The sequence below is a fragment of the Lysinibacillus sp. NPDC093210 genome (assembly GCF_044753985.1).
GTDB lineage: Bacteria > Bacillota > Bacilli > Bacillales_A > Planococcaceae > Lysinibacillus.
Window position 1 is genome coordinate 612590 of the sequence record NZ_JBIVOE010000001.1, and the last position, 12817, is coordinate 625406.

Here is a 12817-nt window from a genome sequence, read left to right on the forward strand (position 1 = left end):
GATGAAATTTAATATAAACTTCTTAATATAAGTTTATATCTGTTAAACCATTTTAGCCACTATCGTAAGCCCTATTACTACCATACATTTCTTTTACTTTATTCAGAAAAAAGATATTAAATTGAATCTGCCATTTGTTAGATTTCATTTATAATAATTTTGTAGCAATCCAACCTGTCTTTGTTCTTCTATACTCGTTTGCTTTTCTGATTAAAAACGAATAGCCATCTGACATCAATGAAAACTCGACATCAGATGGCAATATAATTTAAGAATGTCTACATGTAAAGGTACCAACTAGCTCAGTTATGAGCTGGAATAAATGATTCGACAATTGCAGCTAAAGCTTGAATGGTATCATAGCTATCACCTGGAAACTCCGATTGAGCAAACTCAACTTGAAGTTCCTCACACAATCTATGACATTCATATCCGACTTCAAAATAGGACTCAATATCCGCTGATAGCGAAAGAAGTTCACATGTGACGAAGCCTTGCGCTCCTTCTTCATGTAGTGTATTTATACAATCTTTTACATTAGGACCTAGCCAGTCACCTTTCCCATGACCACTTCGATATGTAATATGCCAGTTATCAATTTGAACTGTTTTTGAAATGGCTTCGGCTAATTCAGAAAACTGGCGTACGTAGTTTTCGTTTTTTTCGGGATCAATTGGCTGACTATGGACTGTATATAAAACATGCGTCTGTGCTCGTTTTTCAACAGGAATCCATTCAAATGCACGTTGAACACGATCTTTATATACAGCAAGTAATTCATCATTTAAATGCCAATTTTTCGCATGAATGACCTTAACGTCATGAGAAGCTAATAACGAACTAACTTCATCATGAAACGCAGCAGCACCTGTAGACATAATCGGATTCACAGGTAGCGTAATAAAAGTTGTGATCCCATCTGCAAGCATTGTGTTAACAACATCCGGAATATAAGGTTCTGTATGTTTGTATGCGTTATATACTTTTACAGGCTGTGTTAAGCGATGCTGTAAAGCATGCTCCAGCCCTTTAGCAATACGTCCCGTATTTGCTGCTAATGGATCAATACCACCTAATTTTTTAAATTGTGCCGTAACGTTTTCAATCACATGAGGTGGTGGTGTTTTACCTTTCATTATATGTGTAAAATAAGGTGTTACATCGTCTAAAGATTTTGGGGCGCCATAAGCGTAATAAATTATACCAATCATATTTAAAATCTCCTTTTCTTCATTATAATAAGTTAATTTTTATGTGTGTTGTAGTTGCTGCATATTTCTATCACAAACATGGGCTACCATCATTTACAGGGACTTGAGCACAATTTTAACGGCGTAAAGATTGGATTTCCATCTTGCATATAAATTTCAGCATCAATTTCAAAAATTGTTTGAAACATTTCTTTACATAATACACAATGTGGTGAATCGTCGTAATGTATTTTTCCTTTCTTTAGGACAATCAGACGTTCGCTATTTTGTGCAGCTTGGTTAATATCATGTAACACCATGATAACGGTCATATTGTATTTATGATTTAACTCTTTTACAAGCTCCATCACTTCTAATTGGTGTGCAATATCTAGATATGTTGTTGGCTCATCTAGCAACAACACTTTAGGATGCTGTGCTACAGTCATTGCAATCCAAGCACGTTGCCGTTCACCTCCAGACATCGAAGGTAGTACCCGATTTTGCAAGTCTTGCAATCCAGTTACATCAATCGCCCAATCGACGATTTCTTTATCCTCTTTTGACAGGACCGTCTTCCCTCCGCTATGCGGATGACGCCCAAACTCCACTAACTCGCGCACTGTTAAATCTAATTGATGACTATTCATTTGCGGGAGCATCGTTAGTGTTTTAGCCACTTCTTTCGACTTCATTTCATGAATGTTTCGTTCATCCAAAAATACTGTACCATTATTCGGTTTTAAAAGACGTGAAATCACACGTAATAATGTTGATTTCCCCGAGCCATTCGGACCTATTAAACTAACAATTTCTCCTTCATTGATCTTCAAGGTAATATCATCTAACTGGAACTTGGTGAACTCATGTTGATATTGAATGTGCTCAGTTCGTAGCAATGGAATTCCCCTTTCTATGAATTAAATAAAGGAAATACGGCCCACCAATGAATGCTAGTAAAATGCCAACAGGAAACTCAATAGGATCAAATACTGTTCTCGCAATTGTATCAGCGAAAACAACAAGTAAGCCACCAGCTAGAGCTGAAGTAGGTAGTAAATACTTATGATCTCCACCGATAATTAGTCGTAAAATATGCGGTACAACCAAACCTACAAACCCAATTAATCCGGCAACACTTACTGCTATCCCTGCTAATAACGTACTTAATGCAATTAAAAAGAATCGACTTCGTTCAACATTGTGCCCTAAAAGGCTTGCCATTTCATCTCCTAGACGCATAATACGAATATGTTTAATTGCATAAATTGATAATATAATTGCTACAAGAACATAGTAAATAATCATGTTAAATTGCACCCATCCAACACCTGTCAAACCACCAGACAACCATGGTAGGACGGATTGTACACGATCGCTATACAAAATCATTAGTGCATTTGTTCCTGCACCACAAAGGGCATTAATGGCTACCCCTACTAAAATAATTCGCATTGGGGATGTACCACCCTTTTTCACCGATAAAGAATACACGATCATTGCGGCGACAAAAGCACCTAAAAAAGCTGCAATAGGTAAATATATAATATAGCCAGGAAAAACAACCATTACTGCCACCGCCATAATTCCAGCGCCGGAAGTAATTCCAATAACCCCTGGATCAGCTAATGGATTTTGCATGACACCTTGTAAAATCGAACCTGCAATAGCCAAACAAACGCCTATAATCATACCCGTTAGTATACGGGGCATACGGATTTCCCACACGATTCGTCTTGCCATCGTATCTTCCGAACTAAAAATCCCATTAAACACTTCACTTACCGAAAACGAAACTTGCCCGATCATAAGGCTACCAACACTTACTATGACCAAAAGGATTGGTAATATAATTAATGCCATTCTTCGTTTTTTAGCAAGAGGGTGTGCATATTTTTCCTCTTCTATTATCATCGCAATTTCCCCACTATAAAAAATGATTAAGCTGCTTCTTCAGCTGTCTTTAAAGCGTCTCGCATATAGTCAATGGCTTCTATGACTTGTGTGCCTGGATTGTCAAACAAATCTGCAGGTAAAATGATAATCTGATTATTTTTCACTGCATCTAAATTTTTCCAGGCAGCATTTTCTTTCAATTGTTTTTCAAATCCTTCTTTTACTGTCGCTGGGTTCGCGTGCGTAATCAGCATAATTACTTTTGGGTTACGTTCAACAATTTTCTCAACACTTAAATTCGCGTAAGTTGGAAATTTATCTGTCGCTGGTAAATCGGCTGCGATATTTTTACCACCTGCATTCTTTAATATATCTCCGTATAAAGAATTATCCAATGCGGCTAAATATGTACCTGGTGCTCCATAAACAATTAGCGCATCTAACGTTGTTTGTGTAGCGCCTTGTGCAATTTTCTCATCAATTTGTGCCACTAACTTTTCTGCTGTTGCTATGTTATTAAACAACGCTCCATATTTTTTAATCGTATTTTTAATATCATCAATTGAATTCATAGTAGAGTAGACTATTTTCGTACCTGTTGCTTCTACCGTTGTAGCAAACTGCTGGAAGTTAGGTGGTACAATCAGCACTTCCGCATTCAATGCAGCAATCTGCTCAAATGATGGTTCATGCGGGTTACCTATTTCTTGAATCGCTTTTACTTCTGCCTTCATATCAGAAGAAATCGTTGGTCGACCAGTAACGTTTGCACCTAACGCAAGCAAAATATCCAGTACTCCTCGATGTAACGTTGCAACTGAAGCTGGCATTTCTGCAAATTCATGCTTATTTCCAAGGTCATCTATTAATGTTACCGTCCCCCCTGTTTCAACTTGTTGTTCCATTTCTACTTTATCTGTTGAAGCATTCCCATCGGCTTGTTTATTTTCTTCTCCACATGCTGCTAATGTTAATGCTAACGCACCTACTAATAGAAATTTAAAATTCTTCATGTTAACTACCAACCTTTTCTTTTTATTTAAAATTGAAATGAAATTGATAATCATTCTCATACGGTTGTTTATGATTCTATTTTAAATAATAATAATTGTCAATAAACGTTTTTAATGTTGTTTTTTTAATTTTTTTATTGCACAGCCAATTAATGTATGTTTTAATTGATAATGAAAATCAATATCAATTAAAACTATTATAAAGGGGTCATAAATATGATTACAGTTACTAACCGCTTTTTAGTAAAAAAAGGCTTTGCGAATAAAATGGCACCATTATTTATATCTGATAAAACTTTATTGAACTGGGAAGGCTTTAATAAAGTTGAAGTGAACGTTTGCTCTGAACCAGAAGATCACGATGAAATGAACGTTATGATGTTCTGGGATACAGTCGAGCAATTCAAAGCTTGGCGCGAATCTGATGACTTTAAAAATTTACACCGACGTGAAGAGATTGGTAACAAAGAAAGCAGCGAAGCATCACCAATAATAGATAATCGAATTGTTATTTCTGAAATTGCTGCAACTTTAGTAAAGTAATTTCAGTACATGGATTTCTTAAAAGTCTGAAGATGCACCAATCACAACTTTAATCTTCAAGATTACCATTACACATATCAGTATAAATACAAGAATAATAACTATACGTTCTCAGACGTTTTTTCATCGAGTTTACAGGCTAACACTCTAACTCAATTCGTTTAAGAACGCTTTTAAAATTCTCTTATAAATCCACCCACAATAAATTATTGTGGGTCTTTCCTCATAAACAACAGTTTTGACAGCTAAATTAAATTAGGCGTTTTTCTACTTTAGCAAGCTATCTTATTGGCCAAATTTTAAATTTAGAACACGTCCCCTTCTCGGTTGAAAATAAACAACTACATACTTCCTTATTTTTACATAAATTAAATTAAAAAAGTACTCAGTTGAATTTAAGTGTACTTTATTAGGTCGCTTCCAAACTCAATAAAACTAGGCTTTTAATCGTTTAAAAAATGCAATTCAAGTTAAAATTGAATTGCATTTTTTTATTGGATGAGGATTCTGCAGCAATTGTGCGAGATGAATACATCATAGGAGCACGAAGTATAGATGCCTCATCTAGTTTTCGGAAAAAGTTTATGGGATAGTAATAGTTTCTTACTTAAAAATTAATCAATTAAATTAACTAATTGTAAAGATCGTTTTAAAATCTTCGCCATTTGAGCACGTGTTAAATTACTTTGTGGGTTTAAATAATCATTAGAGCCCGTCATAATATCAAGTGCTTGTAATTCTGATACTGCTTGCTTCGCGTAGTCAAATACTTTATTAGCATCTTTGTACGATAAAGCATTTTCATCAACTGTTACTTTGTAGCCCTTATATTCAAGCATACGTAATATCATTGCCGCTGCTTGCTGACGTGTAATGTTTGCATTTGGGTTAAATGTTGTGGCATTTACACCTGTTACAATACCAACCTCTGCAAGGGCTTGTACTTCATTTTCATACCACTGACCTTTAACATCCTTAAACGCAGTTGCTTTAGCTGATTGAATATTTAAAGCTCGAGCAATCATCACTGCAAATTGTGCACGCGTTATATTTTTATTTGGACTAAATGTAGTGGCTGTTGTACCTGTTGTAATCCCAGCAGCGTATAAAGCTAAAATTTCATCCTTACTGAATACATTATCGATATCTGTAAAAGGATTTTGGATAGTATTATTAGGGTTATCAGGATTATTAGAGTTATTTGTTCCTTCCTCTAAACCTGGCACATTAAACGTAAAGAATAATGTGTACGCCCCATAACCTAAGCTCCCAGAATCGATAAATATTTTTGTAACGCCATTACTATCTTGAACTAATGGTAAACGGACTACACGTACTTGATCCATTTTCTCACCTGTTGAACTAATCACTTCGATATTTTGTTGCTTACCATTTCCATCAATATAAGCAAGTGTTTCAAAACCATAAGCTTTACCGATTAATGTCATTTCAATGTAACGTTTACCGTCAATCGTTACTAATTCAGCTTTCGTGAAGTATGGTGCTAAGTAGTTTGTAATAAAATCAGCCATATTACCGTTTGGATCAGCCTCCATTTTATACGTAATTGACTGACGTGTATTCTTTTCAATTGTATTTGTCGTCGTTGCTGTTACATTTGAGGAAATTGTCTTATCCGCCGTTACCGCTTCAAAAACAAGATTATCCAGTGTATCTGCTTCAAATGAAAGTGTTGTTGTTTTTGCAATTGCAACCGGTACTAATGAAGCTACTATATTCGACCATTTCGCAATTTCTTTACCATTCTGTTTCACAATAAAACCTTGCAAATTATTTTCAATATTTATTGAAAGCGTAACTTTATATTTGTTATTTTCAAATACTGTTTTTGCTTTTTGTAAAAATACAGCTATCTCTTTTGCATTGTTAGCAAATTCAAATTTAACTATTCCCTCTTGACTAAAGTTCACTGTAGTACCTGTGTTTATGTTTGTTCCGTTATTTGTGGGATTTCCATTTGTGGAACCACTATTAGTTGAACCACCTGTACTCGGGAATGTTGTACTACCATTAATCTTTGAAAGTGACGCTTCATCAAATTTCAAAAGAACATTATAGTCATGATGATAGTTAAGATCTGCAATATCTACTTTTACCCACGCATTTTGAAGCGCAGATAGACTCGATACTGTAAATTGCACTACTCGTACATCATTTGAATCGCTAATCGTACTAGGTGTTGCACCATTCACTGTAAATCCAGTAATCCATGAACTATTTTTTAATGTTAATTGAACTTGATAAGAAGAACCATTTTTCACTACATATGCTTGATTATCTACATATGTGTTCATAATAGAACTACCAGTACCTGATTCATTTAAAAACGTAAAGTTCACTGTATATAACCCACTAGTTGATTGTTCATTGTTTTCAGTGTTAGAATTGTTATTGCCACCGGTATTTGAATTATTATTGTTCTCCCCAGAACCTGATTCACTGCCGTTGGTATTTTCTTCTGAACTATTATCCTCTTGCTTTGCAATTTCACCTGTTAATAGTACTTTTTCAACTGTCGTACTCATAGCCGAAGTGGTCCCATTTCGCTCAGTTGTTAACGTGAACGCTAAATTTTCTAAAGAATCTACTGTAAATTTAATTACACTTTTCGTGCTTCCTGCTGTCCACTCTGCAACTGTTTTATTTCCTTGTTTTACAGAAAAGCCCTTCGTCGCATCATTTACAACTAAATTCATTGTTACAGCTATTTTATTGTCTGCTGTTTTTGTTGCATATGCTTGTCCTAAAAGTGATGCGATTATTGTATGAGCAGGTGCACCAGAGCTGACAGGTGTTAGTCCAAACTCAATCACTTGGTTGTTTGAGTTGAAATGCTCAGGTAAATAAACACTTGTTTCTTTTACCGGTTTAAAATCAAATGTAAACGGCGTTGCTGGATATCTGTCACCTGACATAATAACTGTAGCTTTTAAATCAGCATCTAATTTTACTTTTATGACACGTACTAATGAATTTCCTTCTCCTTCAGAGCTTACGATTTCTACGTCTTCTCCGTTTTCACTGCCTACTTTTAGTGTCGTAAATGCATATGTGTGACCTGTTAGTTTAATATATGCATATTTTTCCTCACCATCTGAAGCTAAATCAGCATAGTTAATATAACTTTTAAAATACGTATCATATGTCTTATTATTTGTTAAAAATGTGAAAGGAACGTTCTTTGTGATAACTTCTTCTGTGTTATCCCCTGGTTGTCCTGGTTGTTCTGGTTGTTCTGGTTGTCCTGGTTGTTCTGGTGCTTCTTCACACACACGATTAACTTCCGTAACATCGGCAACACTTAAATACACAATATAGTCATGGTCATAATTTATCATCGGAATGTAAACATCAACCCATGCTTTTATTGTTTGCGCATATTGATCAACTACGAATGTGTAAATATCGTTACCATTAGTGTCTGTTGTTTTTTCAATAGCTGCTTTTAATTCGCCACCTGATTCAACCTTAAAATCCTCATACCATGTTGTATTTGCTTGTGGCACAGTAATGTCTATTGTATATAGACCATTTTTTTGCTTAACAGTAGCTTCCTTTTGTACATAGCTATTCATCATTGAATCTGCTGTTTGTTGTTCATTGAGAATTTTGATATTTGCTGAATAGTTAACTGCGCAACTAGGTACGGTATTCTCTTCCGCCCTTACTTCCATTCCAAAGCCCGGTAATATTGCACCTAACATCAGCACTACCATAGCTACATATTGCAAAAATTTCTTCAATACACTGACCTCCTGAATTTTTTAAATTATTTTGACCTATCCTGTGCGTTTCTACCTCCTTTATATTAAAAGATTTTCTAGTACTATCCCTAAACTCGAATAATTCTCATTGTCAATTAAAGTTCATGAAAACATCTATTGATTCCCCGGATGTTTTAAAGTATACAATCCCTTTTAATTGATTATGATTCTCATTCTCACTCATTATAACTCACATACTATTATTGTCAAGAAAGCAAAGATATGTTACGAGACATTATTTTTTTAACATCCTTAAAAAGTAAGACCATAGATAAACAAAAGAATTAATAACAATTAAATCTACGAAGTTAATAGTATGATTTGTCTAAAAAATCCCACTAAATCCTTACTGGCATCATATACGTGCCAACAATTTCATCTGTTTGAATAATCACTTCAACACCATACACTTCTTTCATACGTTCCGCTGTTACTGTTTCTATAGGTGATCCCTCACATAAAATTTTACCGTCTTTCATCAAAATTATATGATCACTATATTTTATTGCTTGATTAATATCATGCAATACCATCACAATTGTTAACGAATTTTCTTTGTTCAACTTCTTCACTAACTCCATTAATTCGATTTGATAAAAAATATCTAAATATGTTGTTGGCTCATCTAAACAAAGAATAGATGATTTTTGAGCAAGTGCCATGGCAATCCAGACACGCTGACGTTCACCACCTGATAATGCATCCAATTTACTCGTACGTTTTTGTGTTAAATTTGTTGCTGCCAGTGCCCAATTTACTGCTGCCTCATCTTCTTCAACATCTTTTTTCATCAATTGTTGATGAGGTACCCGTCCATAAGCAACTAGTTTTTCTATTGTGATATCTTGCGGCACGATGTTTTGTTGATAAACAATTGCAAGTTTTTTTGCAAATTCCTTTGCCTTGTATGCCATTATATCTTTCTGTTCTAGCGTTACTGATCCTTGTTGTGGCATATTATTACGGGAAATGACACTTAGTAATGTGGATTTCCCACAACCATTCGGGCCAATAATCGTCGTGATCTTCCCTTTTTCAATCGTTGTCGTAACCCCATCTAAATGATTTTTCCTCTGATCATAAGATAGTTTAATTTGTGATACTTCCAATGCACTCACCTCTCTTTACTTATCTTTTCGAATTAAGAAGATTAAGAATGGCCCACCAATTATCGCCATTATTGTTGATGCGGGGACTTCTAACGGTGCAACCACTATTCTGCCTAGCGTATCAGCAGTCAAAATCAGTAAGGCACCAGCTACTGCTGAGAATGGAATTAACCATTTATGGTCGGAACCTACTAATCTTCTTGAAATATGCGGAATTAATAACCCAACAAATGCAATAACACCTGCTGTAGCAGTTGAAATGGCCGCTAGTAATACCGCTATTGCTGCAATAATTAATCGTGCACGTGTCACATTAAAGCCTAAACTCTTTGCTGTTTTGTCTTGTAAAGCCAATAAATTGCACCACGAAGCTATTAGTAGGGAGGCTAGTAAACCTATAACACCATAAAATGAAATTAAACGTACATCACTCCAAGTTCGCATTGACAAATTAGAGCCTCCAGCTCCACCAACCATTATATTCATATAGCTACATAGCGTAACAAACGCTTCTGTTAGACCAGTAAACATCGCATTAATCGCAATACCTACTAAAATAATTTTCAAAGGATTTAAGCCTGATTTCCACGACAACATAAATACTAAAAAGCATGCAAATGCTCCACCCAAAAAAGCCAATATTGGTGTGAAGAAAAACGTCATTGGGAATATGGTAATGACTAATAATTGTACAAATGACGCCCCTGCCGAAATGCCGATTACACCTGCATCAGCTAATGGATTACGCATCACTGCCTGCAATAATACCCCGGCAACTGATAAGCCTGCACCTGCAAAAATTGCGACGATAATCCGTGGAAACCGTAAATCTTTAATAACTGCGTAATTTGAATTTTCTTCACCAAATATTGCTCTAATAAATTCTGCAATATCCATTTTAATAGAGCCTGTGATTGCAGAATATATAATTACAACTAAAAGCAATAAGCTTACAACTATAAAACTACTAATTTTTTTATTCATCTGAGTCCTCTACATTTCTCATTATGGATACATAATGTTAATCAGTTCTTCAAGTGCTTGAGGTACTGCAAGCGTTGCTGTTGTTCCAAATAAAGGTTCCTCTAAATCATATACACGTCCGTTTTTCACTGCATCAAAATGCTTCCAAATATCATTTGTAGCAAATTCCTCATTAAACATTTCCACGACTTGATCGGGCAATCCATGTGCCAGACGAATAATAATATCTGGATTACTTTGTTGTAAAAATTCCGTATTAGACGGTAAATACTCAGGTTCTTGCCCGCTCATTACATTTTGACCTCCAGCCATTCTCACTAAGTCCCCAATATACGAATTTTCTGTTGCCACCAAATAGCTACCTGGAATACCAAGTAAAATTAAAACTTTAGGGGATTCTTTTGATTCTATTTGCATGCGAAGGGCTGCAATCTTTCCTTCCAGCTCTGACACTAACTTTGTTGCCACATCACTCCGATTATACTTTTTCCCTATTTCTAAAATGGCAGCTTTCATATTATCAATGCTCTGTAAATTTACATAGGAAGCATTAATACCAACTTCATCGAATGTCTTTTTTAAATCTGCCTCCAAAGTGGTTACTGAAAAAACCTCTGTTGGATTCAAAGATTTTACAATTTCCATATCCGGTGACATCGGACTACCAACCTCGGGTAAACCTTCATATCGTTTAGGTAAATCATAAACAGTCGTAGGAACAGCAACGACGTCTAAATTTAGTGCATCTAAAATGTGAGCAACTGCAACTGTCGTTGGAATAATTCGATTTTCATCTTGAACCGTTGTATTATTTTCTTCTTTATCTTTTTCTACCGTACTTTCATTTTTCTTATTTGAACTAGTGCATGCTGAAAGAACGACAAAAATAATACATAGCGCCACAATATGTAACTTATTAATATTAACTTTTGTAGCTTTTATCATGGTCATTCACTCCTTTTAAAAAGCACCCTACTCCTACCTTAGCGAAGTAGATGAGGGTGCTTCCAAAATATTTCAATTGATTTCTTCCTTCATTCGTTTTTTAAAATTAAATAAGATAAATCCACTAACACCGAACAATAAAAGTATACCTATTGGAAAAGCATCGCTTGTTTGAGGATTTGCTTCTTTTTCTTTTACTGTCGAAGTATTTGTTACTCCAGTATTAGCATCTTTTTTAGTCGTGTTAGTGTTATTTTGCACTGTTGTAGCTGTTACTGCACTACCATCTTCATTTTTCAATGACGCTGCATCCCACACATAATCTACTGTATATTCATGGTGATAATTTAAGTCATCAATATCCACCTTCATCGTAACAGCAGTTTTTGATGTATAAGAAGGTAATGCAAATTGGACAATACGAGTATCCTCTGCCTTATTTTCGCTTACGACTTTATTACCGCCTGTACTCGATTCAAATTTCGTTATCCACGCACTTTTTTTCATCTTAATTTGTACAACTGAAGTGCCATTTTGAACTATAATTGTCGCAGGCTTTAAAAAATAATCATTTGCAATGGAAGCAGATGAAGAATCTGGTTTATTCACCTGATAATTAATTGTGTATTTTCCATCTGCAAGTGCGGCAGACGCATCTAAATAAGGTGTAACAAAAATTGTTAATAATGCAATTAACATTACTGAAAATAACCTTTTGATAGTAAAACCTCCTTTCAATTGATAATCATTATCAACACTATGTAAATAAAAAGGGATATTAAATAATACCCCTTTTTATTCTGCGTGTTCGACATATTAATGATAATGATAATCATTATCATTAATTAAATAATAATATGTAAACATTTAATTGTCAATACTAATACAAAATAGATTATTTTTCCTTAATAAATTTATAAGTAAAATCGGATTTCAATAAACTTACGCGCAAACAACAAGTGTACTAATTCTCATATCTATAAGAAAAGGCGCTGTTAAATTTGAATGTTGTTATTACATATAAAAAAGGAAATTCTTTTTTTATGAAGATTCCTTTTTCTTATTTGCTTCGTAAACTAACGATTCCCGTAAGTGCTTTTCTCCACAATCTTACCATTTTATTAAATTGAAAAATAAAATTACATTCACAAAAAAACGTAACTTTTTCTATTGGTAGCTTTACAATCCTCTTCCCTACTACTCATTCTTTTCAAAGTATTAAGCTCTTCCATTTAAACGTAAATTTAATCACATCACATCCCCTTCTCTTAATGATACTTATCTGGATTTCCATAAATTATTGACAGTTTACTAACCAATGGTTATTATATAACCATTGGTTAGTAAATACA

At 34.7% G+C, this 12817-nt stretch carries 10 protein-coding genes; 1 reads left to right on the plus strand and 9 read right to left on the minus strand.

What is annotated here, in order from left to right:
• Positions 1-302: 302 nt before the first annotated feature.
• The 4 genes from ACIP9C_RS03035 to ACIP9C_RS03050 form a co-directional block, all read right to left on the minus strand.
• Positions 303-1211, minus strand: coding sequence for a ferrochelatase (locus tag ACIP9C_RS03035; protein WP_401008490.1), 909 nt, complete (start codon positions 1209-1211; stop codon positions 303-305).
• 89 nt (positions 1212-1300) lie between these two features.
• Positions 1301-2089 carry an ABC transporter ATP-binding protein gene (locus ACIP9C_RS03040; RefSeq protein WP_401008492.1) on the minus strand — a complete coding sequence of 263 codons (789 nt, stop codon included), beginning with the start codon at positions 2087-2089 and terminating at the stop codon, positions 1301-1303.
• A complete protein-coding gene (locus tag ACIP9C_RS03045) occupies positions 2076-3104 on the minus strand; it encodes a FecCD family ABC transporter permease (protein ID WP_401008494.1) in 1029 nt (342 codons plus the stop codon). The genes ACIP9C_RS03040 and ACIP9C_RS03045 overlap by 14 nt, the downstream gene beginning before the upstream one ends.
• Positions 3105-3130: 26 nt before the next feature.
• Positions 3131-4099 carry an ABC transporter substrate-binding protein gene (locus ACIP9C_RS03050; protein ID WP_401008496.1) on the minus strand — a complete coding sequence of 323 codons (969 nt, stop codon included), beginning with the start codon at positions 4097-4099 and terminating at the stop codon, positions 3131-3133.
• A 216-nt stretch (positions 4100-4315) separates the two neighbouring features.
• On the opposite strand from ACIP9C_RS03050, the gene ACIP9C_RS03055 reads away from it, so the two are divergent.
• Complete coding sequence (locus tag ACIP9C_RS03055) at positions 4316-4642, plus strand: antibiotic biosynthesis monooxygenase (protein WP_401008498.1); 327 nt, start codon at positions 4316-4318, stop codon at positions 4640-4642.
• A 614-nt stretch (positions 4643-5256) separates the two neighbouring features.
• Here ACIP9C_RS03055 and ACIP9C_RS03060 read toward each other — a convergent pair.
• From ACIP9C_RS03060 to isdC, 5 genes are all read right to left on the minus strand, one after another.
• A complete protein-coding gene (locus tag ACIP9C_RS03060; RefSeq protein WP_401008500.1) occupies positions 5257-8406 on the minus strand; it encodes an NEAT domain-containing protein in 3150 nt (1049 codons plus the stop codon).
• A gap of 359 nt (positions 8407-8765) precedes the next feature.
• A complete protein-coding gene (locus tag ACIP9C_RS03065; protein WP_401008502.1) occupies positions 8766-9536 on the minus strand; it encodes an ABC transporter ATP-binding protein in 771 nt (256 codons plus the stop codon).
• A 15-nt stretch (positions 9537-9551) separates the two neighbouring features.
• Positions 9552-10520 carry a FecCD family ABC transporter permease gene (locus ACIP9C_RS03070; RefSeq protein ID WP_401008504.1) on the minus strand — a complete coding sequence of 323 codons (969 nt, stop codon included), beginning with the start codon at positions 10518-10520 and terminating at the stop codon, positions 9552-9554.
• Positions 10521-10541: 21 nt separating this feature from the next.
• Positions 10542-11465, minus strand: coding sequence for a heme ABC transporter substrate-binding protein IsdE (gene isdE / locus ACIP9C_RS03075; protein ID WP_401008506.1), 924 nt, complete (start codon positions 11463-11465; stop codon positions 10542-10544).
• Between the two features lie 72 nt (positions 11466-11537).
• Positions 11538-12203, minus strand: coding sequence for a heme uptake protein IsdC (isdC, locus tag ACIP9C_RS03080; RefSeq protein WP_401008508.1), 666 nt, complete (start codon positions 12201-12203; stop codon positions 11538-11540).
• Positions 12204-12817: the final 614 nt, after the last annotated feature.